The sequence below is a fragment of the Streptomyces pinistramenti genome (genome assembly GCF_020564935.1).
Taxonomy (GTDB): Bacteria; Actinomycetota; Actinomycetes; order Streptomycetales; family Streptomycetaceae; genus Streptomyces; species Streptomyces pinistramenti.
The window spans coordinates 75,239-98,719 of the sequence record NZ_JAJCXB010000023.1 but is presented as its reverse complement, the minus strand read 5'-3'; the positions used below and the strand labels follow the sequence as shown (position 1 = coordinate 98,719).

The 23,481-nt window shown below is 72.2% G+C and carries 20 protein-coding genes and 2 pseudogenes; 11 read left to right on the top strand and 11 right to left on the bottom strand.

Annotated features, from left to right (window positions below; translation table 11 throughout):
- Positions 1–5 precede the first annotated feature (5 nt).
- Both LIU39_RS18155 and LIU39_RS18150 read left to right on the top strand, forming a co-directional pair.
- On the top strand, positions 6–1,412 hold the full coding sequence (locus LIU39_RS18155; RefSeq protein WP_227047794.1) for a family 2B encapsulin nanocompartment shell protein: 1,407 nt from the start codon (positions 6–8) through the stop codon (positions 1,410–1,412).
- Between the two features lie 38 nt (positions 1,413–1,450).
- Positions 1,451–3,745: a family 2 encapsulin nanocompartment cargo protein terpene cyclase gene (locus tag LIU39_RS18150; RefSeq protein ID WP_227047793.1), complete on the top strand. Its 2,295-nt coding sequence runs from the start codon at positions 1,451–1,453 to the stop codon at positions 3,743–3,745.
- A 15-nt stretch (positions 3,746–3,760) separates the two neighbouring features.
- Here the strand turns inward: LIU39_RS18150 and LIU39_RS18145 are convergent, their stop codons facing one another.
- Positions 3,761–3,928, bottom strand: coding sequence for a hypothetical protein (locus LIU39_RS18145; RefSeq protein ID WP_227047792.1), 168 nt, complete (start codon positions 3,926–3,928; stop codon positions 3,761–3,763).
- Positions 3,929–4,242: 314 nt separating this feature from the next.
- Here LIU39_RS18145 and LIU39_RS18140 point away from each other — a divergent pair, with 314 nt between their 5' ends.
- Positions 4,243–4,638, top strand: coding sequence for an ArsR/SmtB family transcription factor (locus LIU39_RS18140; RefSeq protein ID WP_372463951.1), 396 nt, complete (start codon positions 4,243–4,245; stop codon positions 4,636–4,638).
- Positions 4,622–7,306 (top strand): magnesium-translocating P-type ATPase, encoded by a 2,685-nt coding sequence (gene mgtA, locus LIU39_RS18135; protein ID WP_227047791.1) that lies wholly within the window; start codon positions 4,622–4,624, stop codon positions 7,304–7,306. The genes LIU39_RS18140 and mgtA overlap by 17 nt, the downstream gene beginning before the upstream one ends.
- Positions 7,307–7,362: 56 nt before the next feature.
- On the opposite strand, the gene LIU39_RS18130 is transcribed toward mgtA, so the two are convergent.
- Together LIU39_RS18130 and LIU39_RS18125 are read right to left on the bottom strand one after the other, a co-directional pair.
- A complete protein-coding gene (locus LIU39_RS18130; protein ID WP_227047790.1) occupies positions 7,363–8,718 on the bottom strand; it encodes a hypothetical protein in 1,356 nt (451 codons plus the stop codon).
- Between the two features lie 67 nt (positions 8,719–8,785).
- Positions 8,786–10,300 (bottom strand): LCP family protein, encoded by a 1,515-nt coding sequence (locus LIU39_RS18125; protein ID WP_227047789.1) that lies wholly within the window; start codon positions 10,298–10,300, stop codon positions 8,786–8,788.
- 146 nt (positions 10,301–10,446) lie between these two features.
- Between LIU39_RS18125 and tatA the strand changes: the two are divergent.
- The 3 genes and pseudogenes from tatA to LIU39_RS18110 all read left to right on the top strand — a co-directional run.
- A pseudogene (tatA, locus tag LIU39_RS35615) lies at positions 10,447–10,692 on the top strand (Sec-independent protein translocase subunit TatA); the annotation flags it as partial.
- A 323-nt stretch (positions 10,693–11,015) separates the two neighbouring features.
- Positions 11,016–11,603, top strand: a complete 588-nt coding sequence (locus tag LIU39_RS18115) for a TerD family protein (RefSeq protein WP_227047787.1) — start codon at positions 11,016–11,018, stop codon at positions 11,601–11,603.
- A 52-nt stretch (positions 11,604–11,655) separates the two neighbouring features.
- Positions 11,656–12,465, top strand: a complete 810-nt coding sequence (locus LIU39_RS18110) for a hypothetical protein (RefSeq protein WP_227047786.1) — start codon at positions 11,656–11,658, stop codon at positions 12,463–12,465.
- Positions 12,466–12,547: 82 nt separating this feature from the next.
- Here the strand turns inward: LIU39_RS18110 and LIU39_RS18105 are convergent, their stop codons facing one another.
- Both LIU39_RS18105 and LIU39_RS18100 read right to left on the bottom strand, forming a co-directional pair.
- Positions 12,548–13,981, bottom strand: a complete 1,434-nt coding sequence (locus tag LIU39_RS18105; protein WP_227047785.1) for an APC family permease — start codon at positions 13,979–13,981, stop codon at positions 12,548–12,550.
- A gap of 318 nt (positions 13,982–14,299) precedes the next feature.
- Entirely contained in the window at positions 14,300–15,151 is an 852-nt protein-coding gene (locus LIU39_RS18100) for an MIP/aquaporin family protein (protein WP_227047809.1), read from the bottom strand.
- 402 nt (positions 15,152–15,553) lie between these two features.
- On the opposite strand from LIU39_RS18100, the gene LIU39_RS18095 reads away from it, so the two are divergent.
- The gene (locus LIU39_RS18095; protein WP_227047784.1) at positions 15,554–15,904 is read left to right on the top strand and encodes a FluC/FEX family fluoride channel; all 351 of its coding nucleotides are present in this window, start codon (positions 15,554–15,556) and stop codon (positions 15,902–15,904) included.
- A 74-nt stretch (positions 15,905–15,978) separates the two neighbouring features.
- On the opposite strand, the gene LIU39_RS18090 is transcribed toward LIU39_RS18095, so the two are convergent.
- The 4 genes from LIU39_RS18090 to LIU39_RS18075 all read right to left on the bottom strand — a co-directional run bounded on the left by LIU39_RS18090 (position 15,979) and on the right by LIU39_RS18075 (position 19,256).
- Complete coding sequence (locus tag LIU39_RS18090) at positions 15,979–16,548, bottom strand: I66 family serine proteinase inhibitor (protein WP_227047783.1); 570 nt, start codon at positions 16,546–16,548, stop codon at positions 15,979–15,981.
- An 83-nt stretch (positions 16,549–16,631) separates the two neighbouring features.
- On the bottom strand, positions 16,632–17,648 hold the full coding sequence (locus LIU39_RS18085) for an NAD(P)/FAD-dependent oxidoreductase (protein WP_227047782.1): 1,017 nt from the start codon (positions 17,646–17,648) through the stop codon (positions 16,632–16,634).
- Positions 17,645–18,172: an isoprenylcysteine carboxyl methyltransferase family protein gene (locus LIU39_RS18080; RefSeq protein ID WP_227047781.1), complete on the bottom strand. Its 528-nt coding sequence runs from the start codon at positions 18,170–18,172 to the stop codon at positions 17,645–17,647. The genes LIU39_RS18085 and LIU39_RS18080 overlap by 4 nt, the downstream gene beginning before the upstream one ends.
- A gap of 7 nt (positions 18,173–18,179) precedes the next feature.
- Positions 18,180–19,256 (bottom strand): type III polyketide synthase, encoded by a 1,077-nt coding sequence (locus tag LIU39_RS18075; protein ID WP_227047780.1) that lies wholly within the window; start codon positions 19,254–19,256, stop codon positions 18,180–18,182.
- Between the two features lie 119 nt (positions 19,257–19,375).
- On the opposite strand from LIU39_RS18075, the gene LIU39_RS18070 reads away from it, so the two are divergent.
- Positions 19,376–20,278, top strand: a complete 903-nt coding sequence (locus LIU39_RS18070) for a UbiA family prenyltransferase (protein WP_227047779.1) — start codon at positions 19,376–19,378, stop codon at positions 20,276–20,278.
- A 106-nt stretch (positions 20,279–20,384) separates the two neighbouring features.
- Positions 20,385–20,588: pseudogene (locus LIU39_RS18065) on the top strand (hypothetical protein); the annotation flags it as partial.
- Positions 20,589–20,610: 22 nt separating this feature from the next.
- On the opposite strand, the gene LIU39_RS18060 reads toward LIU39_RS18065, so the two are convergent.
- On the bottom strand, positions 20,611–21,114 hold the full coding sequence (locus LIU39_RS18060) for an NUDIX domain-containing protein (protein WP_227047778.1): 504 nt from the start codon (positions 21,112–21,114) through the stop codon (positions 20,611–20,613).
- 245 nt (positions 21,115–21,359) lie between these two features.
- Here LIU39_RS18060 and LIU39_RS18055 point away from each other — a divergent pair, with 245 nt between their 5' ends.
- Positions 21,360–22,250 (top strand): SigB/SigF/SigG family RNA polymerase sigma factor, encoded by an 891-nt coding sequence (locus tag LIU39_RS18055; protein WP_227047777.1) that lies wholly within the window; start codon positions 21,360–21,362, stop codon positions 22,248–22,250.
- Between the two features lie 30 nt (positions 22,251–22,280).
- On the opposite strand, the gene LIU39_RS18050 is transcribed toward LIU39_RS18055, so the two are convergent.
- Positions 22,281–22,688, bottom strand: coding sequence for an ATP-binding protein (locus LIU39_RS18050; RefSeq protein ID WP_227047776.1), 408 nt, complete (start codon positions 22,686–22,688; stop codon positions 22,281–22,283).
- Between the last annotated feature and the right edge of the window lie 793 nt (positions 22,689–23,481).

Below are 23,481 nucleotides of genomic sequence, written 5' to 3'. Positions count from 1 at the left end.
GTCGGATGTCGATCGATGCCGGCACCGAGGGACAGCACGGTACGCAGCAGAGCCTGGGAACCGCGGCAGCGCGGAACCTCTCGACCACCACCAAGTCCGCGCCACAGATGCAGGGCATCACCTCGCGCTGGCTGCTGCGGATGCTTCCCTGGGTGCAGACGGCGGGCGGCGCCTACCGGGTCAACCGGCGGCTGACCTACACGGTCGGCGACGGCCGGATCGACTTCAACCAGACCGGCTCCCGAGTCGCCGTCATCCCGCGCGAGTTGGGCGAGCTGGCCGCCCTGCGCGGCTACGACGAGGGCGACGTACTCGCCACCCTCGCCGGCCGGTTCGTCCAGCGCGAGGTCGAAGCCGGCGAGGTCCTGGCCGCCCAGGGCAGCCCCGCCGACCAGGTCTTCCTGCTCGCCCACGGACGCGTCAACAAGCTGACCGACGGCCGCTACGGAGACCCGGCCGCCCTCGGCGTACTCGCCGACGGTGACCACTTCGGTGCCGAGGGCCTGCTCGACTCCGAGGCGGTCTGGGAGTACACCGCCAAGGCAGCCACCGCGGGCACCGTCCTGACGCTGTCCCGCCGCGAGTTCGACGCCGTCCTCGACGGCTCCCCGTCCCTCCAGGCCCACATCCGCGAGTTCCGCTCGCTGCCGCAGCAGCGGCAGAACAAGCACGGCGAGGCCGAGATCGCCCTGTCGTCGGGCCACGTCGGAGAACCGGTTCTGCCCAGCACCTTCGCCGACTACGAACTCTCGCCCCGCGAATACGAGTTGAGCGTCGCGCAGACCGTGCTGCGGGTGCACACCCGCGTCGCCGACCTCTACAACGAGCCGATGGACCAGACCGAGCACCAGCTGCGGCTGACCATCGAGGCGCTGCGCGAGCGCCAGGAGCACGAGCTGATCAACAACCCGGAGTTCGGGCTGCTGCACAACGCCGACTACCGCCAGCGCATCCAGACCCACTCCGGCCCGCCCACCCCCGACGACCTCGACGAGCTGCTCAGCCGCCGCCGCGGCTCGAAGTTCTTCCTCGCCCACCCGCGCACCATCGCTGCCATCGGCCGCGAGATGAACGCCCGCGGCCTCTATCCCGACCACGTCGACCTGCACGGCAACCAGGTCCCCGCCTGGCGCGGCGTCCCGATCCTGCCCTGCAACAAGATCCCGATCACCAAGGAGCGCACCAGCTCCGTGCTCGTCCTGCGTACCGGCGAGGACAACCAGGGCGTCATCGGCCTGCACCAGACGGGCATCCCGGACGAGTACGAGCCCGGCCTGTCCGTCCGGTTCATGGGCATCAACGAGAAGGCGATCATCTCCTACCTGGTCAGCGCCTACTACTCGGCCGCGGTCCTGGTCCCGGACGCGCTCGGCGTGCTGGAGAACGTCGAGATCGGCCGCGGCCGGGAGTAACCGGAGACCCGGACGAGACGAGGAGAGGTGAGGCGCAGATGACACAGCCCTTCAGGCTTCCGGAGTTCTACGAGCCGTATCCGGCACGGCTCAGCCCGCATCTGGAGACGGTACGCAGCCATTCCAAGGCGTGGGCCCGCGAGATGGAGATGATCGAGGGGTCGGGTATCTGGGACGAGCGTGACTTCGACGCCCATGACTACGCCCTGCTCTGCGCCTACACCCACCCGGACGCGCCGGCCGCGGAGCTGGCGACGGTGACCGACTGGTACGTGTGGGTCTTCTTCTTCGACGACCACTTTCTGGAGAGCTTCAAGCGGAACCAGGACATGGCGGGGGCGAAGGCATACCTGGACCGGCTGCCCGCCTTCATGCCGGTCGACCCCGTCGCCGCCGCGCCCGAGCCGGTCAACGCGGTGGAGCGGGGCCTCGCCGACCTGTGGCAGCGCACCGTGCCCGCCATGTCGCAGGACTGGCGGCGCCGCTTCGCCGAAAGCACCCAGCACCTGCTCGAAGAGTCGCTGTGGGAGCTGGCCAACATCCAGGACGGGCGGGTCGCCAACCCCGTCGAGTACATCGAGATGCGCCGCAAGGTCGGCGGCGCCCCCTGGTCCGCCGGGCTCGTCGAATACGCGGCCGGAGCCGAGATCCCGGCCGCGGTGGCCGCCAGCCGGCCCCTGCGGGTACTGAAGGACACCTTCTCCGACGCGGTGCACCTGCGGAACGACCTCTTCTCCTACCAGCGGGAGATCGAGGAGGAGGGCGAACTGTCCAACGGCGTCCTGGTCTTCGAGAAGTTCCTCGGCTGCACCACCCAGCAGGCGGCCGACGCGGTCAACGACCTGCTCACCTCACGGCTCCACCAGTTCGAGCACACCGCGATCACCGAACTGCCGCCGCTGTGCGCGGAGTACGCCCTCGACCCGGGTGCCACCGCCGACGTCGCCGCGTACGTCAAGGGACTCCAGGACTGGCAGTCCGGCGGCCACGAATGGCATCTGCGGTCCAGCCGCTACATGAACGACGCCGCGTCCCCGGGTTCGGCCGCGCACCCCGGCGGCCTGCCCGCCCCAGGGGCGCGCGTGCTGGGCGGCCCGACGGGGCTCGGGACGTCGGCGGCCCGGATCGCCGCCTCGCTGGCGGCCACGATGCCGGCCCGCGTCAGGCGGCACACCCACGTGCCGTTCCAGGCCGTCGGGCAGGTGGCCGTCCCCGAACTCCACATGCCCTACACCACCCGGCTCAGCCCGCACCTGGCCGCCTCGCGCGAAAACGTGGTGGTCTGGGCGCGCCGGATGGGCATGCTCGACGGCCTGCCAGGCACCGCCGCCCCCGGCGTGTCCGCCCCCGCCCTTCCCGAACCCGGCATCTGGGACGAACACAAGCTCCGCGCCTTCGACTTCGCGCTGTGCTCGGCCGGCATCCACCCCGACGCGTCCCTGGACGAACTCGACCTCACCACCGGCTGGCTCACCTGGGGCACCTACGGGGACGACTACTACCCCGTGGTCTTCGGGCGCACCCACGACGTGGCCGGTGCCCGGGTCTGCACCGAACGGCTGTCGGCCTTCATGCCGGTGGAGTCCACCACCGACGTCCCGCCCCCGGCGAACGCCCTGGAGCGCACGCTTGCCGACCTGTGGACCCGTACGGCAGGGCCCATGACCGTGGCGGCCCGGCGCACCTTCCGTCGCACCATCGAGGACATGACGGAGAGTTGGCTGTGGGAACTGGCCAACCACCGGGAGAACCGCATCCCCGACCCCGTCGACTACGTCGAGATGCGCCGCAAGACCTTCGGCGCGGACCTCACCATGAGCCTGTCGCGCCTCGCGCACGGCAGGACGGTCCCGCCCGAGGTCTACCGCGCCCGCCCGGTCCAGGCCATGGAGAACGCGGCGGCGGACTACGCGGGGCTGCTGAACGACCTGTTCTCGTACCAGAAGGAGATCCAGTTCGAGGGCGAGGTGCACAACGCGGTCCTCGTCGTCCAGAACTTCTTCGACTGCGGCCTCCAGGAAGCCCTCGGCGTCGTCAACGACCTGATGACGTCCCGGATGCGCCAGTTCGAGCACATCGTCGGCGTCGAACTCCCGGCCCTGTTCGACGAATTCCGCCTCGACGCCGGGGCCCGCGCCACGCTGACCGGGTACGCGGAGGAACTCAAGAACTGGCTCGCCGGAATCCTCACCTGGCACCAGGACTGCCACCGCTACGAGGAGGCGGAACTCCGTCGCCCCGTCGGCACCCCGGTGCGACGCCTCGCCGGGCCGCGCGGCCTGGGCACTTCGGCCGCCCGCATCGGCAGGAGCGCGCGGGTGCCGGTGCGGTGAACCGGGGCGGGACGCCTACTGCCCGGCCTGGGCCAGCGGCGGGGGACCGGGCCGGGGTACGGACGGCGGCCGCTCAACGGCCGCCGTCCACGCCGCGAGCAGCTGCTCGTACTCGGCCTGTTCCTCGGGCCCCAGGGGTCGCCCTGCCCGGTCGGACATGAACGCCCGGATTTCGGCGTTCACGTCGGCCAAGGACCGGGCAGGAACCGGTCGCGATGCAGGAGTCGGGCACATGGTGTGCATACTATGTGGAGATTCCGTAAGAGGCCCAGTGGATATCGCGCCGAAGCGCACATATCAAAACCGGCCTCGATTGCGGACCTTCCCAGCGATTCGCGTCGGTGCCCATCAGCCGCGCGCGGCTGCGGCGTTGGCCTGGGGCCGTCCCTCTCGCCGAAGAATGCCGTGTTCGTCACACTCCGCCTTCGCCCCCCGTGCCGGTGGAGCCGTCGGCCAGGATCCGTGACCCGCCACCTCGGAACGAGTGACGCCCTAGAATGAGCGCTCCGGACGGACGGGGAGCGGCAGTGGTGATGGGCATCGAGGGCGAAGGCGGCACGGCGGACCCGTCCGCCGAAGTGCTGACCGAGGCGGCCGCGATGTTCGGGCTGCTGGCATCGCCCCCGCGGCTGCACATCGTGTGGGCACTCGCACAAGGGGAGAGCGACGTCAGCGGGCTCGCCGAGCGGATCGGCGGGGCGCTGCCCGCGGTGAGCCAGCATCTGACGAAGCTGAAGCTCGCCGGACTCGTGCGGTCCCGCCGCGAGGGCCGCCGGGTCGTCTACCTGGTCGACGACCCCGACGTCGTGGCGGTGGTACGGCTCCTGGTCGTGCAACTGGCCGCCCGCGCCGGACAGGCACTTCCGGTACCGCTCCGTGACATCGGTGCCTGAGACCTCCGAGGCGACCGGAGTCGGCCCACCGTCCCGCGATCAGGCGCGGCCGCGGCCGGGCACGGACCTGCCGGACGGCTCCGGAGCGAGCGAACCGGCCGCGCTCACCACCCTTCAGCTCATGCGGCTGCTGGACAGCGGGCCGCGCGGCCTGACCGAGCAGCAGGCCGACGAACGCCTCGTACGGGACGGCGAGAACACCGTCCCCGCCTGGCGGCCGATCTCCTGGCCGCGGCGCTTTCTGGGCAGCGTCCGCGATCCGTTCACCACGGTCCTGCTGTGCCTTGGCCTGGTGTCCGCGGTCGTCGCCTCCTGGGGCACCGCCTGCGTGATCCTGGTCCTCGTCGTGGTCAGCTGCGCCCTGCGCTCCGGTGGCGAGCACCACGCCAGCCGGTCGATGGCCGCACTGCGCGAGATGGTCGCCACCACGGCCTCCGTACAGCGGCGCACGGACGACGCGTCGCCGCCCGTGGCCCGCGAGATACCCGTCGAACAGCTCGTCGTCGGCGACGTGATCCGGCTGGGCGCGGGCGACCTCGTCCCGGCCGATGTGCGGCTGCTGCGGGCGAGCGGGCTGACCGTGCACCAGGCGGCGCTGACCGGCGAATCCGTACCGGTGCCGAAGCAGGCCGTCGACGATCCGGCGAGCGGCGGCGCGGGGCCGGAGCCGCCGCACATGTGCTTCCAGGGCAGCAGCGTCGCCTCCGGGAGCGGGACGGCGCTGGTCGTGGCCACCGCCGCCGCCACCCGGTTCGCCGCCGCCTACCGCGGAGGTGCGCGGCGGCGCGGCGAGACGGCGTTCGACCGCTCGGTGCACGGCATCGCCTGGACCCTGATCCGCTTCATGCTGCTGACCCCGCCGCTGGTGCTGATGGCCGACGCCGCGGTGCGCGGGCGGGGACTTGAGACGCTGCCGTTCGCGGTCGCGGTGGCGGTCGGGCTGACCCCCGAGATGCTGCCGGTCATCGTGACCGCCGCGCTGGCCAGGGGCGCGTCCGCGCTCGCCCGCACCAGCGCCGTGATCGTCAAGCGGCTGCCCGCGCTGCACGACCTCGGGGCGATGGACGTCCTGTGCCTCGACAAGACCGGCACGCTGACGCAGGACCGGCCGGTCGTGGAACGGTCCGTCGACGCACGCGGCCGCCCCGATCCCGGCGTGCTGCGCTGGGCGGCCGTCAACAGCTTCTGGACCCTCGAACTCGCCGAACTGCCCGCCCCGGACTCCCTGGACGAGGCGATCCTGGACGCCGCGGAGGAACACGGCGCCGACCCCATGGCGTACGAGGGCGTGGCGGCCCTCCCGTTCGACCCGGCCCGGCGGCTCGCCACCGCCGTCGTCCGCCGCCCCGGCCGGCACGGCACCCGCACGCTCGTCGTCAAGGGCGCGGCCGAGGACGTCATCGACCGCTGCGGGCGGAGCGCTGCCGACGGCACGGAAGCACCGCTCGACGAGGCCGGGCGCGCGCGGCTGCTCCGCTTCGCAGCCGACGAAGCGGCCGGCGGCCTGCGCCTGCTCGCCGTCGCGCTCGCCGAACGGCCCGCCCGCAACGGCCCCTACCAGGACCGCGACCTGCGCGGCCTGGTCTTCATCGGATTCGTCGCCTTCCGCGACGCCCTCGCGCCGTCCGCCGCCGACGCGCTGGGGGTCATCGCCCGGCGTGGCGTGGCGGTGAAGGTGCTCACCGGCGATCACCCGGGTACCGCGGCGCGGGCCTGCCGGGACCTCGGTCTTGAGCCGGGCGAGGTCCTCACCGCCGACCGGCTCGGCGGGCTGGCCGGGCCGCCGCTCGCCGAGGCCGTCGAACGGGCCACGGTCGTGGCACGCTGCACGCCCCGGGACAAGGCCCGCATCGTGGCGGCACTGAGGGAGAGCGGCCGCACCCCCGGCTTCCTCGGTGACGGCGTCAACGACCTGCCCGCGCTGCACGCGGCCGATGTGGGGATCTGCCCCCGGGGGGCGGTGACCGTCGCGCGCGAGGGCGCCGACGTCGTGCTCGCCGAGAAGGACCTCACGGCCATCGACCGTGCGATCACCGCCGGGCGCCGCAGCAGCGGCAACATCGCCGCGTACCTGCGCATCACTCTCTCGTCCAACCTCGGCAACGTCATCGCCATGCTCTTCGCCGGCCTGCTGCTGCCGTTCCTGCCGATGCTGCCGGCCCAGGTCCTGGTGCAGAACCTCTGCTTCGACGCGGCCCAGCTGGCCTTCGCCTTCGACCGCCCGGGGCCCGCCGCGGTACGCAGGCCGTCGGCGCTGCGCCCGCGCCCCTTCCTCCGCTTCATCACCGCCTTCGGCCTGCTCAACGCCACCGCCGACCTGGCCACCTTCGCGGTCCTCGCCTTCACCCTGCACACGACATCGGGCTCCGGCGCCCCCGAGGCGTTCCATGCCGCGTGGTTCACCGAGAACCTCCTGACCCAGGCGATGGTGATGTTGCTGCTGCGCGGCGGGCGCCGCGCGGCGGAAGGCCGTACGGCGGACCCCGTCCGGATCGCCGTCGCGGCCCTCGCGGTGATCGGTGTCCTGCTGCCGCTCTCGCCGCTGGGCCCGCTGCTGGAGATGGCGCCGCCGCCCGCGCTGTACTACCTGCTGCTGGCGGCGGTCCTCACGCTGTACGGTGCGGCGCTGGCCGCGGTCAGGGCCCGGTACGCGCGCCGCGAGGGCTGAGAGCCGGTGTCCGAACCGTGGCCGGGCGACCCGGGTTCATTCGCCGGCTCCGGCCCTCACCAGTCGTCGCCGCCGAAGCCGCCGCCGCTGTCACCGAAGCCGCCTCCGAAGTCGGCCGCATCGAAGCCGGACCCGGTGAAGTCCCCGCCCTCGGCGCCGCCTTCGCCCGCCGGTGAGCCGGCGAAGGCGGACGGGGCACTGAGGAACGAGCCGAGCACGGTGCCGGCGACCAGCCCGGTCAGCATGCCGCCGCCGAAGTACCCGCCGGCCCACGGCGTATAGGCGGGCCCGGCGTTCCAGTAGGGCTGCGGTCCGTCCGGCGTCTGCACCGTGCGGGCCATCGGCTCCTCGCCCGCGGACAGCCGGGTGGCGTCCGCGGTGCAGGCCGGGACGGTGCGCTGCGCGCCGCCCGCGGGCGCCCACTGCACGTCGACGGTGGAGGGGCCGTGCCGCGGGTCGAAGAAGCAGGGGGAGCGGCGGACGGGCAGCGGTTCGCCGATGCGGCGCGAGGCGAGGGTCGCCAGCGCGAACCGCCCCTCGTCCAGCGACTCGGTCACCGCCCGCACGTCCTCGGGGCGGCGCGCGGCGTCCATCGCGGCCTTGGCGGTGTCGTACGCGTCCAGCGCGCGGGTGTAGTCCTGCCGCATGGCGTCGTCGGCGCCGGGCTCGGAGGGGCGGAAGTCGAGCCGTTCGAGCGCCTCGCCGAAGGCGGTGATGTCCTCGTCCACCACCAGCCGCAGGGCCGCGAGTTCGGCCTGCTCGCGCTCCTCGCGCTTCTTCCTGGTCCGCCGGTACAGCGCGTAACTGCCCGCGCCTGCGGCCACGATGACGCCGCCGCCGATGAGCAGCCCGCCCGCGCTGCCGCCACCGTCATCGTCGTCCGCGCCGTCCTTGCTCCATGAGGCGGGCGCATGGCCGTGGGCCTGGGCGGCGGCCTGCCCGGCGAATTCGTCGACCGTGGCCCGGGTGTCGCCGGGGTGGGACCGCCGCGCCGCGCCCTTGAGGTTGCTGACCGAGTTGCGGGGCATCACCTGCGGGTCGGCCCCGGCGTTGAAGCCGTCGTCGCCGAGGTGCACGGCGTACACACCGGCGATGCCGACCTTGGTGCGCAGGTCCTGGAGCAGGGTGCGGCGGGGGAACTCGGGTGCGTCGGGCAGCACCGCGACGAACACCGGCCGGTCCGCCTCCCTGATCTTCTTCGCCAGGGCGTCGGCGGCGGCCTCGGGGAACTGGCCGGCGACCCGGGGGTCGACATACACCGGGCGCTTAGCGAGGGCGGCGGCCACCGCGTCGAGACCGCCCGCGGCATGGGCGGGCCGCGGCACCACGGCGGCCGCGGCCACCAGCGTGAGGACGGCCAGGAAAACGGCCGTCAGGAGCCTGGGCAGCAGGGCCCGGCTGAGGGCAGACATGGACGGATCTCCTTCAGGAGGTGCGGAGTGGTGAACGGGGAGGCGCGGCGGGATCCGACGACGCGCCCTAGCCGTACGACAGGTCCGAGCACGGGTTGTCATCGGCGGAACGGGCCTTCTTGGCCAGGTCGGGCGGCACTTCGGTGGCGGACGGCGACGCGCCGGGTGCCGGAGTCTGCGCGTAGGAGGCGCCGACGGTGACGTCGATGCCGGGGGTGGTGGCCTGCCGGGTCGTCGCACCGGGGAAGAGGCGCGCGACGGTGTGGGCCTGGTCCTCCTGCCCCGGGCCGTAGGCGATGACCGTGGTGGCGAGGTGCTGGGACGAGGCGGTGGTGGTGCGGTTGACGGTGAAGCCCGCGTGCTTCAGATCGTCGGCCGCACGGCCCGCGAGCCCCGTGACGAGGGTGCCGTTGTAGACGCTGACGTCGATGCCCGCGCCGGACACGGAGGCGCTGGGGGCCGGGCTCTCCTTGCCGTCCTCGTCCTTCGCCCCGCTCTTGTCCCCCCGGGCGTCCTCGCCGTCGATGGTGCGGTCCGCCTTCAGCGCCGCCCACAGCGCGTCGGCCTCCGGGTGCACGATCGCGACCCGCGCGCCCTGGTAACGCCAGGGCAGGGTCACGAACTTGGTGTTGTGCAGGTCGATGTCCTTCAGTTCCATCACGAAGGAGATCAGCTTGTCCGCCGAGCCCAGTCCGGGGTCGACGGTCAGCGACTCGGTGGCGGCGTTGGCCAGCGGCAGCAGCGCCGCCGGGTTCATCCCCTGCGACTTGACCTTCTTGATCAGGCTGGAGACGAACGCCTGCTGGCGCTTGATGCGGCCGATGTCGGAGCCGTCACCGATGCCGTGCCGCAGGCGCACGTAGTCCAGGGCCTTCTGGCCGGAGACGGTCTGCGGTCCCTTGGGGAGGATGATCTTGCCGAGCGAACCGCGGTTGGGGTTCAGGTTGCCCTGGCGGACCTCGTTGGGCAGGCACACCTGGACGCCGCCGACGGCCGACGTCATCTTCGAGAACCCCTCGAAGTCGACCACCACGGTGTGGTCCACCCGCAGTCCGGTCAGGTTCTCGACCGTGTTCTGGGCGCAGGCGGGATTGCCTTGAGGTGTCTCCCCGATGGTGAACGCGACGTTGAACATGGTGTTGTCCTTCGGGCCGCTCCACTGCCCGTCGGGAAGTCTGCACGCCGGTATGGTCACCAGCGTGTCGCGCGGTATGGACACCGCGACGGCGTGCCGGCGGTCGCCGTAGATGTGCAGCAGGAACGCGGTGTCCGAGCGCCCCACCGCGCCCTCCCCGCCGCCCAGTTTGCTGTTCCCGCCCGAGCGCGAGTCCGAGCCGATGACCAGCACGTTGCTGCCGCCGGTTCCGGCGGCGGGCCGGTCCCGGCTCACCCCGTCGGCGCCGAACGTGGTGATCTTGCCGTTGATGTGGACGTAGAACCACCCGGCACCGGCGGTGAGCAGTACGAGGAACGAGGCCACGGTGATCGCGGCTATCCGGACCTTGCTGCGCTTGCGCCGTCGCCCTCGGGCAGGCCCGTCACCGCTGCGGCGTCCTACTCGTGCCGTATGGCTGCCTGTCACGTGTGCACCCTTATCCGTGCGGTGTTTTCTTGCAGGGGAAGGCGGTTGGCACCGCCTTGGTTATACAGTTGCGCAATGTAGCAAGTGAAATCCGGGCCGGGTCCTGCAGGACACCGGCGCACGACAATCTGAGAGGCGGGCACACGATGCTGCGCAACGGACTTGAGCCCTGGCACCTGCTGATCGTGGCGCTTGTGGTGATCCTGCTCTTCGGTTCGAAGAAGCTCCCGGACACCGCACGCGCCCTGGGCAAGTCGCTGCGGATCCTCAAGAGCGAGACCAAGGCCATGAAGAACGACGGCGCGGAACCGGCCGCCACGTACGAGTCCGGCGAGCCGGCGCGCCCGGAGCCGCACACGATCCACGCCATGCCGGGCGGCCCGGCCACGGGGCACTCCGGGGGAACGGCCGGCCCGGGGGCGTTCGGTTCCGGTGCGACGCGCGGGGGCGCCGGATACCCGGCACCGGAAAATCCGGAACGCCCCGAACATCCGGAACCTGTGAACCGCCCCGGGGGGCACGCTTCCTGACGTTGCGTCAGAGATGGCCTGATGCGGCTGGTCCTTGCCGGGCGCCGACCTGCTTCCACCTATGGGTAATACTTTAGATATTGCGCAAGCAGGGAACCATCATGGAGGGCACCTTGACGGTTCCGTACGACGCCGGAGGGCTTGCCGTCCGGTCACCCATCGCAGGCAAGAGGAGAAGCAGCACCATGGGCGTCAGCCTCACCAAGGGCCAGAACGTCGTCCTCAACCAGGACGGCACCCCGCTCGCGGATGTCACGGTCGGCCTCGGCTGGGACGCCCGGCCCGTCGGGGACCAGGATGTCGACCTGGACGCCTCGGCAATAATCTGCGGCGCCGGCCAAAAGGCCCTGTCCGACCGGCACTTCATCTTCTACAACAACCTCGCCAGCCCCGACGGCGCGGTCCGCCACACCGGCGACAACACCACCGGCGACGGCGAAGGCGACGACGAACAGCTCCTCGTCGACCTCGACCGGCTGGACGCACCGGGCGCCGAGGTCGAGCAGGTCGTCTTCACCGTCTCCCTCCACGACGCCGAAGCACGCGGCCAGAACTTCGGCCAGGTCGACGACGCCTACATCCGCGTCGTCGACAACCTCACGAGCCGGGAGATGTGCCGCTACGAACTCTCCTACGACGCCGCGGGCGAGACCGCCATGGTCTTCGGCGCTCTCTACCGCCGCGGCGGCGAATGGAAGTTCCGGGCCATCGGCCAGGGATACGCGTCCGGTCTGGCCGGCATCGCCACCGACTACGGGATCGGCATTGGCTGACACCGGCGCCGCCCCACTCGCCCGCCCCTCTTCACCTGACCCGGGGGAAAACGTGTATGAGCCAGTCCGCTTACGAGCGGAGGACGGACCCGACTTCGAGCAGCTGCTGGACCGCGCCCTGCGGACGCCGGAGATCACGGACGCGCTGCGCCGGTCCGGCGAGGGCATCGACGCCGGGCAGTTGCGCGCCCAGGCACTCGGATCGCAGGCCGCCATCGCCGCGGCGGCCGCCGCCGAGTACCGGACCTACCTCCGGCTCCGTACGTCCGGCGCCCGGCCCGGCCCCCTGCCGCGTCGGCCCGGCCGGACGGCACGGGCCACCGGCGGACTGCTGCCCGCGCTGGGCGTACTGGTGCCGGGACTTGCGGCCACCGCCGCCGCCATCTTCCTGCTCATCGGCTACGGGCTGCGCGCCGTCGGCATGCCGTCCCGCCTCGCCGACGAGCTGGTCTTCGCCGGTCTGACGGCAGCCTGCATCGCCGCGGCCGCCACGCTGGCCGGGTTGTTCTGGATGCTGGTCGTGGCGGCGCGCAACCGCGCGGTGCCGGACGGGGGTGCGGATCAGGACCCGCACGCGGCACTGGTGCGGGCGCGCGAGGCGTGGCACGGCGCGCTGCTGGAACGCGGCGTGCTGCCGTTCCTGCTCGGCCGGCTCGACGCCGGACTCCCGGCCGGGAGTCCGGGACCGAACGCCGGGCGGGCGCTGCCGGTGACCGGAGTGGACGACGCGGAGGCGGCGGGCCGTGCGGGCGCCGGCCGTCAGCGGCGGCGCGGCGGGCCCGGGTACAGCGCGCCCGACTTCGCGAGCCCCGACTTCAGCAGCCCGGACTTCACCGGGCCCGAGGCACCGAGCCGGGAATGACCGGGCCACAAGGCGGCAGGCCGCCGGCCTCCTGGCGGGGGCGGGCGGCCTTGCGGCAGGCGGTGGCGTACCGGTCGGCTCGCTACCCGGCCGCCGGGGCCCGCTCGTCCTCGGGCACCGAGATCACCCAGTGCGTCGCCCGCCGCGGGCGGAGATAACCCGCCCAGTACAGGGCGGCCGCGGCGACGATGACGCCGGTGATGACCAGGCTCTTGGTGCTCTGCTGACACAGCACCCACACGAGCACCACGACGAGGGCCACCGGGATCGCCGGCCACAGCGGCATACGCCAGGCCATCCGGTGTTTGTGCACCCCGCGGCGGGAGACCAGGGCGCCCAGCGCGACGAAGACGTACATCGCCGCGACCGCCACCCCCGTGACCTCGCTCAGGGTGTCGAGATTGACGAAGCACAGCGCCGCCCCCGGGATGCCCACTCCCAAGGTCGCCGCCCACGGCGATCCGAAGCGCCTGCCGACGTGCGAGAACACGCGGTTGACCCGGTCGGGCCAGGCCGCGTCGCGGGCCGACGAGAAGACCACCCGGGAGTTCTGGATCACCATCACGATCGCGGCGTTGATGATGGCCAGGGCGATACAGAGGCTGACGAACGTGCCGACACCCGAGTTGCTCCAGCCCGCCACCATGCCGGCGACGTCACCGGCGCCCAGCGCCGCCAGGTCCGGCGCGCCCAGCGTGATCGCGACCACCGGGACCAGGACGATGACCACGCCGATGCCGAGGGTCCACAGCACGGTGCGGGAGACGTTGCGGCGCGGATTGTCCATCTCCTCGGCGAGGTACACGGCGGTGGAGAAGCCCTGGAGGATGAAGAGCGCGGTGGCCAAGCCCGTGACGATCAGACCCGCGGTGATCGCGGTGCTGTGTCCGTGCCCCGCGTCGATCACGGGACGGATCAGCACCGAAGCGGGCCGGGCGGCGTGGCCGAAGCCGAGGAACGCGACGACCGCGCAGGCCACGACCTCCAGCACCAGGAAGATGCCGGTGATCCAGGCATTGGCGCGCAGGTCGAGCAGGCCCATGGCGGTGGCGAGCAGCATGACCGCGGCGGCGGTGAGCTGCGGATCCAGATGTATGAGCGGGGCCAGATAGTCGGCGGTGCCCAGGGCGATGATCGGCGGAACGATCATGACGACGATCAGGGACAGCACGAAAACCAGCCAACCGGCGAGCCGTCCCATCAGCGTGCCGACCATCGCGTACTCGCCACCGGAGCTGGGAACCAGCGTGCCCAGCTCGGAGTAAGTGAAGGCGACGCCTATGCACAGCAGGGCCGCGACGGCGATCGTGAGTGCGGTCCCGGTGCCCAGAGTGGCGAACGAATCCGGCACGATGACGAAGAGCGACGACGCCGGTGTCAGGCAGGACAGCGTGAGGAGCGTGCCGCCCACCACACCGATGGAGCGGTTGAGCTGGGGTGCGTCCCCGTCCGGCGCCCGGCGGGTGTCCCTCGCGGGCGGCGCGGAAGCAACGGGTGTGGTGGGCGTCTGGGTCATCCGTGTCCCATCAGTGCTGGCGGCAGGAGGGGCATCTTTGGGGGAGAGTGCCTCGAAACGGCCTTCCGGTGGATCGCGGGCGTCGCTTCGGTGACCGAATACAACCCCTGCCGGGGACGTACGTCAAGGTCTCGTAAGGATCGGATGGCAACGAAATCCGTTGACGGATGCCAGCCTTGAGGTGCTTCTCCGCCTAGGAGATGCGAGGTACGCGCGGAATCAGTTGCATGGTCCTCGTGCAGCCGACCGCTTCGGATTCCTCCGTGGCCGGAAGTGGCTCCCCGGCGCCGGTACGTGAGTGGGCGATCCGTGCGGGGCTCAGCGGGTGTCCTCGGGGGCCGGGACGCGGCCGGTCGGTTCGGGTTCGGCCGTCGGCAGGAAGATGCCGACGAGGTACTTGTAGAGACCGGCGCCGAGGACGCCGCCGACCAGCGGTCCGACGATGGGCACCCAGAAATAGAAATTGCCCCATTGATCCCGCCAGGCACCCCGATAGCCGGTGAGGAAGCTGGCGAGCCGGGGCCCGAAGTCGCGCGCCGGATTGATCGCGTAACCGGCGTCGGCCCCGAATGCCATGCCGATCGCGACCACGACAAGGCCGATGATCAACGCTCCCAAGTTGGCTCCGGGTGGTGTGTTCAGCAGATCCGTGATCGCGAAGATGAGAAGCAACAGCAGGGCAGTCCCGATCACTTGGTCACGGAATGCGCCCCATTCGTGGATGCCCGCCGTGGTCGAGCCGTTCCCCGGCAGTGTGGAGAAGACGAACTGTGTTTTGAGGGAATGCGCCGGATCCGCCTTGGCCAGCACTTCGGTGTAATTCCAGCGCACCAGGAGCGCGGCGACGAAAGCGCCCGTTGTCTGAGCGAGGGCATAGGGCACGACCTTGGCCCAGGAGAAGTCCCTGAAAACCGCGAGCGCCAGCGTCACGGCCGGATTGAGGTGGGCGCCGCTGATCCGCGCCGCGACGTAGACACCGAGCGTCACGCCAAGCCCCCAGGCCCAGGCGATGCTGTCGTGATTTCCCAGGCCCCCCTTGGGATCGGTGAGGGCGCCCCCGGCCACCACCTGGGCGACCACGCCGCACCCGAAGAGAATGAGCACCATGGTGCCCAGGAATTCCGCGGACATCTCGCGGATGATCTGGGACTTGGGAACCGGTTCGCTCATGGGATTCGGCGTCTCCTCGATGAATTCGGGGCCCGGCCTGCCCGAGTCGAGGGCATCATCACTGATCGTCATTGCACCGCGGACCATCGCGCCACCCGGAGTCCGTCCCACCAGCCATAACTGATCCGGCCGGGTGACGAGGCTGCGCCGTCCGAGTTGCCGCACACCACGCGGCGTCACCGCCCACGTGGCGGCCTCCGCGCCACCCGAATATCAGCGATTAGGGTGCACAATCGCGGCGAAAGGGAATCGCCGGACAACCCTCTTTGACCACTGGTGAACGCCCCGCATTCCGGTCTGATACGCCCCCGGCCCAGCCGGATCACGGCACCGGGGCGGCGGGAGCGCCCCCGCCCCGCCCCCGCCCCGCTGCCGCTCCCGGTGCGAAAAGAGAGCTGCCCCGTGTCTCTGCTCCTGACCTTGCTCGGCGGACTGAGCGGCGCCGCGCTGCGCTACGGCGCGGAACGCGGGCTGCGGTCGTGCGGCCGTCACCTCGCCCGCTGGGGCACGTTCGCGCTGAACGCCGCGGGATGCTTCCTGCTCGGCGCACTCGCGGGATGGGCGCATCTGCACCGGATGACCGGCGTCCTGATCCTGCTGGGCGGCGCCGTCACCGCGTACAGCGTCGCCGGTTACGACAACGGGCGCCTGGCGCTCGGCGGCCGGCGCGGGCCCGCGCTGCGCCACGTCCTGACCGGGTGGTGCATCGGCCTGCCCGCCGCGGCCATGGGCGTCTTCGTGAGCCTGAACTGACGCCGCCCGCACGGCCGTTACGTGTCGGTGGGTCCGACGGGCCGCCCGCGCGCCGCGGGCGGCCGCCGATGCCCCTACACGGCCGTGATGTCGATGCGGGCGTCCTCCCGGGAGACCTCGCGGGGCAGCACCGCCACCTTCTTGGGGTTCAGGGACCTGTCCTCCGCCCAGTACTGCCGGCCGGCGTACCGCCCCGTGGACCACGACTGGAGAGTGAACCCCGGGCCCTGGTCATCGGCCGGCGCGAGCCGCCACAGCTCGTTCGGCGTGAACCGCGGCGAGAGCGCGGGCAGCACGGCCAGCGGCTGGACCGTGAGCTGCTGGTCCTCCCCGTCGACCGGTGCCACCAGCCCTCCCTCGCCGCGCTCGGATTCCACCGTGTAGACGTCCTGGCCCTCGTCGGGCTGCCGCCTGATGATCCAGCGGGCCGTCTCGGGCACGTCCAGCAGCTTTGCGTAGAGCCGCCCACGGATCACGACGGCCGGAGCGCCGCCCACCGTGAGGGTGACCGGCCGGTCCGTCAGATCCCGGAGACCGCCGGGCGATGCCGCCCGCGCCGCCAACGGTGCCCGGACCGCGAGGCCGGCAAGACCCGCCATCGTGCCCTTCAGTACGCCCCTGCGCCCAAGTCCGCCTGCCGCCATGCCCGTTGCTCCTCGTGTCCGAGACCTACCGGTGACCGGTTCAACGATCCGCGGGGCGGCGGGTAACCCGCCGGGACCGGGGCTCAGGCCAGTCCGTTGACGGCGGCGGTGAAGACGGACGGGAAGCGGGCGGCGGCGGGGACGATCCGGGCGGCCAGTGCGGGGTGTCCGCGCAGCCACAGAAGGGAGCCGGTCAGCAGGCGGTACCGCCGCGACACCCGGCGCCAGGCGCTCTCGTACTCCTGCGGCCGGCCGGCCCGTACACACCGCACCAACTGCTCGGCCGCGCCGAGCGCCATCGCGATGCCCTCGCCGGTCAGCGCGTCGATATAGCCCGCCGCGTCGCCGACCAGCAGCGCCCGCCCGGACACCCGGGCCCGCACCCGCTGGCGCAGCGGCCCCGCGCCCCGGGTGGCCGTCACCGCGGGCGGCAGCCGGCCGGCGAGCCGCGGGAACCGCGTGAGCTGCGCGTCGAACGGGGCCCGGTCACAGGTCAGGATGGCGACGCCGATCAGGTTCGGGCCGATGGGCGTGACGTATGCCTCGGCCCCTGCGGACCAGTACACCTCGACGCAGTCCGTCCACGGCGGCACGGCGAAGTGACGGCGCAGCCCGTACCTGGCCGGCACGTGCGGTCCCGGCGGCTCGCCGAGGTGGAGGCTGCGGCGGATCGGCGAGTGCAGGCCGTCCGCGGCGGCCAGGTAGCGGGCCGTGAGGCCGGCCGCGGTGACGCTCGCGTCGTCCTGGCGGACGGAGTCCACCCGCAACGGGAGTACCGGCACGCCGAGTTCGGCCGCCCGCAGGGAGAGGGCGGCGTGCAGGTCGGTCCGCCGCACCCCGCGGCCCGGCTGCGTACGGAAGCGCGCCTCGGCCTGGTGGCGGGGGCCGACGTAGCGGATGCCGCGAAAGGGCTGGCCGCCGACGGCGACGCCGAGTCCGGCCAGCGCGCGCACCGCCCCGGGCATCAGCCCTTCGCCGCAGGCTTTGTCGACCGGGCCGGTACGGGGCTCGGCGACCACGACCTCCAGGCCGGCCCGCGCGGCATGGATCGCCGTCGCGAGCCCGGCCGGGCCGCCGCCGGCGACCAGCAGATCGATCACGTCGCGGTGGCCGGCGTCGCGGCCGTGCGCAGCGCGGCGTTCTCGCAGCGCAGGCGGACGGCCAGCAGCGGGAGGTTGGCGAGTGCGAAGCAGAGCGCGGTGATCCAGGCGCTGTGCACCAGGGGCAGCGCGACGCCCTCGACGACGACCGCGAGGTAGTTGGGATGCCGCAGCAGCCGGTACGGCCCGCCGGTGACCAGGGGGAGGCCGGGCACGACGAGGACCCGGGTGTTCCAGCGCGGTCCCAGCGTGCCGATGCACCACCAGCGCAGGGCCTGCGCGGCCGCCGTGAGGACGAGCAGGGGCCAGCCGAGCGCGGGCACGAACGGCCGGTCGGCCCAGCCCGTCTCCGCCAGGCAGCCGGCCAGGAGGCCGGTGTGCAGCAGGACCATCACCGGGTAGTGGCCGCGGCCGTACTCCAGGGCGCCACGGCGGCGGCTCCAGGCCGCGTTGCGGCGGGCGGTGACGAGTTCGGCCAGTCGTTCGGCGGCCACCAGCAGAACGAGCAGTACATATCCGGTCATCTTCGGCCTACCAGCGGAGCAGCACGAGTTCGGAGCAGAATCCCGGTCCCATGGCGAGCATCAGCCCCGCCGATCCGGGCAGCGGCGGACGCAGCGCCAAGGTGTCGCGCAGGATGTGCAGGACCGACGCCGACGACAGGTTGCCGACCTCGGCCAGCGAACGCCACGTCAGCTCCAGCGCGCGGGCCGGCAGATCCAGGGCCTCGCGTACGGCCTCCAGGATCTTCGGTCCTCCCGGGTGGCAGACCCAGGCCGTCGCCTCCTGGGGCTTGAGATCGTGGTCGGCCAGGAACGCGCGGACCTGGGGGCCCAGATGGCGCCGGACCAGCTCGGGCAGTTCGCCGCCCAGCACGATCCGGAATCCACCGTCGCCGATGTCCCAGCCGAGCAGGTCCTCGGTGTCCGGAAAGAGATGGCTGCGGGTCGCCACCACGAAGGGACCGTTGTCCGGCTGGTTGCTCGGATGGTCCCGGCCCACCGCGACGACCGCAGCGGCGCCGTCACCGAACAGCGAACTGGCCACCAGATCCGCCGCCGACGCGTGCGTACGCGGCAACGTCAGCGAGCACAGCTCCACCGACAGCAGGACCGCCACCCCGCGGGGCCGGCCGGCCAGATAGTCGTGCAGTCTGGCGATACCGGCGGCGCCCGCCACACAGCCGAGGCCGAAGATCGGCACCCGCTTCACGTCCGGGCGCAGCCCCAGCCGCCCGGCCAGCCGCGCCTCGATCGAGGGGGCGGCGATGCCGGTGACCGACGTGGACACGATCAGCTCCACGTCCCGCGCCCGCAGCCCGGCCTCGTCGAGCGCCGCAGCCACCGCCTGTTCGCCCAGCTCCAGGGCCACTTCGATGAACCGGTCGTTGGCGTCGCCGAAGCCGGTCAGGGTGGCGTACCGCTCCAGGGGCAGGGCGAGTTGACGGGTGCGGACCGTGGAGCTGTCGTGCAGCCGGTCGAGCACGCCACGCCCCCGGTCCCCGTCCCGGTCCGCCGCCAGCCCTATGGCCGAGAGTGCGTCCGTGATCTCGTGCTGTTCGTACCGGTGCGGCGGAAGCACCCCGTGCACGGCTGCGATGCGCGTCATTTCCGCAGCATAGGAAGACCCCGCGCGAAATCCCGTGCACGGAGTGCGAGACGGGGCGGAGTGTCCGGCGGGCCCGGCCGATCCGACGGGATCGACCGGCCAGGATCTAGCATCGTGCCGTGCCCAGCACCGGAGCCAGCGCTGCCGACACCCGTGGTACCGACGTCCCGGACGCGACGCCGCCGCGTTCGCCCCGCGCGGTCCTGACCGGGCTCTTCCGGGCCTGTCACCCCGAGCCCGCCCTGGCGGTCACGGCCCTCATCACCGTGCTCGCGGCGGCGTCCGGCCGGAGCCCCTTGGGCTGCCTGCTCGTCGCCGCGGCGGTGTGCACCGGCCAGCTATCGGTCGGCTGGTGCAACGACCGGGTCGACATCGGGCGGGACACCGACGCGGGCCGCAGCGACAAACCCCTGGTGGCAGGCGCTGCCGGGCCGCGTACCGTCGCCTTCGCCGCGGTCTGCGCGCTGGCCCTGTGCGTCCCGCTGTCCTGGGCGAGCGGACCGGCCGCGGGCGCCGCCCACCTGGCCGGTGTCGCGGCGGCCTGGAGCTACAACCTCGGCGTCAAGAAGACTGTGGCCTCCTGGCTGCCCTACGCCCTGGCCTTCGGCCTGCTGCCCGCGTTCGTCACGCTCGGGCTGCCCGGCCGCCCCTGGCCGCCGGCCTGGTCCGTTGCCGCGGGAGCCCTGCTGGGGGTGGGCGCGCACGTCACCAATGTGCTGCCTGACATCGACGCGGACCTGGCGGCGGGGGTGCGCGGACTGCCGCAGCGCCTCGGCCTGCGGCGGGCCCGCCTGCTCGCTCCCGTACCGCTGCTCGGCGCCTCGGCGGTGCTGGTGTTCGCGCCGCCGGGACCGGCCGGGGCCGCGGGGTGGGCGGCGTTCGCCGGTACCGCGGTGGCGGCCGTCGGCACCGTCCTTCCCGCGCGGGCCGGTTCACGCAGCAGGCTCCCGTTCCTGGCCACCCTCGCGATGGCGGGAACCGCCGTCGCCCTGCTCCTGCTGCGCGGCACCGCCCTGGCGTGACGCGACGGCCGAAGCGAACCCGTCGGCACAGCTTCATCGTGCCGACACCGTGCCGACTTCATCGTTCCGACCATGGGGAAGACTGACGAGGGCATCGACGGCAGGCTTCGCCGGCAGCAACGCCGAGACGATCGCCCACCTCCGCGAGAACGGCAGCATCACCCTGATGTGGTGCGCCTTCACCGGCCCGCCCAACATCGTGCGCGTCCACGTCCGCGTCCACAAGAAGCCGCACATCTCGGCCGGCATCGACGGCCTGCCGGGCCTCCCTCTCCCGCTGCCCCCACTGCCCGCAGCGGAACCGGACTGACGGGCCGAGTGCCGTCGCACCTTCACTCAACGGCCTTGGCCATGGCGGTCGTTGCCTCTCTGCCGGTCCCGTTCCAGGAGCGGAAATGCGCCAGGGTCTCCCCGAGCTGTGAATGCTGCGGCCGGGGCAGATCCTCCAGGCTGAACCAGCCCAGCGCGTCGAACTTATGGGGTTCACCGAGGGCGACCCGGCCGGGATCCACTTCGACGGCGAACAGCACCGCGACCCAGTGCGAGACGGGATCGCCGCGCAGGATGTTGCGCACTCCCAGCGTCTCGATCGCGAGGGGATCGGCCACGTACTCCTCGCGGACCTCACGCCGCACGGCCGCCTCGAACGACTCCCCGTGCTCCAGCGCCCCGGCCCCGGTGTCCCAGGTGCCCGGCTCGTCCCGCGCGCCCGCACCACGCCTGGCCAGCAGGATCCGGCCACGGCCGTCGTGGCAGACGAAGACACAGGAGACGGCCGGCGCCGTGAGCGAACGCTCGGGGGGATGTCCGGACGAGAGACGGGCCGTGCGGTCCATGGGCGTTTCCTCCGATATGGCGAACAGGCCCGACGCGCTGCTCTGCTCCGGCCTGTTCGCTCTGCGCGACCCTAGCCAAAGCCGCATCGGGCGTGCCCGGGATTTTCGGGCGTGCGGCCGCGGTCCGTCTCCGGTGGCCCACCTTCCCCGTCAGTCCGAAGAGTTGGCGCCGGAGGGACATGTCACGGCAGATGACGGGCATGGGGGTGGAAGACGGAGACCGAGCAACCGGCGGGAGCCACGACATGCGCGACACCGGAACGATCACGATGGACACCGCACACCCGGCGGGGCGGCACACGCCGGAGGCGGGCGCCTCCGAGGCCCCGTCGGCACTGCCTCGGATCGCCTCTCCCCGGACCGTCGCCCCGTCCGGCGCCCGTGACCTGTCGCGGCTGTTCTTCGACCGGCTCACGGTGCTGGAGGAGGGGACGCACGAGTATCAGTACGCGCGCAACACCCTCATCGAGATGAACCTGTCACTGGTGCGGTACGTCGCAGGCCGCTTCCGCAGCCGGGGACAGGAGATGGACGACATCGTGCAGGTCGGCACGATCGGCCTGATCAAGGCCATCGACCGGTTCGACCCCTTGCTGGAGAACGAGTTCACGACCTTCGCCATCCCCTACATCAGCGGCGAGATCAAGCGGTTCTTCCGCGACACCACCTGGTCCGTACGCGTGCCGCGCCGGCTCCAGGAACTGCGCGTCGACCTCGCCCGCGCCCGCGAGGACCTGGAGGGCGAAGGCGTCCACGACCCCGGCGTCGCCGATCTGGCCGGCCACCTCGGTCTGAAGGAGGAAGAGGTCAACGAGGGACTCGTCGCCTGCAACGGCTACGACTCCGACTCCATCGACCGTCCCATCCAGGCGCGCGGCAAGCAGCAGACCGGACTCGTCGCCGACCTCATCGGCCAGGAGGACCCGGCGCTCGCGCTGGCCGAGGACCTGCACGCGCTCAAGCCGCACCTCGCGCAGCTCGACGAGCGGGAGCGCACCCTCATCCGGCTCCGCTTCGGCGCGGAGATGACCCAGTCCGAGATCGGCGCGGAGCTGGGCCTGTCCCAGATGCACGTCTCCCGCCTCCTCAGCCGCGCCTTCACCACCTTGCGCAAGGGCCTGCTCGCCGAGGAGTGAGCGGCCGCGCGGGCCCGCCGGCCCTCGTGATCACCGTGCGAGGGTGGCCAGCAGGATCTTGCCGCCGCAGGGGTGCGGCCGGATCGTGATGTCACGGGCCAGGCTGCGCACCATGGGCCAGCCGAAGCCTCCCGTACGGCCTGTGAGGTCGGGGCGGCGCTCCTGCGGGTGCGCGGGGCTGGGGTCCTCGACGCCGACCAGGATGCTGTCGAGGTCCGCGGTCAGATGAAGGGCCGTGACGGCGCCCGCGTGCCGCAAGGCGTTGGCGACCAGCTCGGACACCAGCAGGAGAAGGTTCTGGACGGTGGGCGCGGGCAGCTCGGGGCTGAGCGCGGCGACGAAGCCCGCGGCGAAGTCGCGGGCGTCCGCCGCCGTTCCCGGACGGCAGACGGGTGGGGCGGGCCGGGCCGCGTGATCGTCCTTCGCAAGCTGGTGCATCACTTCTTCACCCCTGTGGGTGGGGCCTCTCGTTCGGTCGCTTTTCCCCAGGCGTCCGCCTGCGTTCCAGGTCCGTCTACCCAGCGGAACCCAGGTGAAAAGGATGCGTGGCAGGCGCCCGTGAGAGATCCCCGGCAGCGCCGTTCCGGGATGTCCCGAACGGGTCGGCATGCGGCAGAGCCGGGATGTCGTCGGTGTCCAGAATATCCGGGCGCCCGACCGCAGCGACGCCCGGCCCTCGCGCCGGACGCCCGGACGCCGGTCCGGCTCACGAGAGGGCGGCGGTCCGGTGCATGGCGAAGACGCGTGGGCCGGGGCACCGGCCCGGCGCAGGCAAGCCGTTCGATGGCCCGCGCCCCCCGCAAGACCCGAGCCGAAGAACGGCCCCGGGCCCGGCAGTTGCGCCCGTGGAGCAGCCGCCCAGGGGACCGGTACCCCCGCCGGACGTCCCTTGCGCGCCCTGAAGGGTGAACGGTCAGGCGAATTCGCGCGTGTCGTCGAACGCACCCTGTAGGGCGGCCTAACGTCGTCTTAACCCTCGATTTCCGGGGGAACCGCATCCCATTCTCTGGTGAAGGGTGAAGCACTCCGCACGCACGAGATGACGCGCAGAGCGCCCCCGCACCGGAACCCCGGTACGGGGGCGCTGCCGCTCTCCCGTGCAAGGCATCGGCAACACCCTGGCGTCGGCGGTCTCTTGTACCGGCCGGCAAACCGCCTGGCGCCCCGCATCCTGCATCCCTCACCTCCGTATCCCGCATCCCCACCTCCCGCACCGCACGGAACAGGAAGG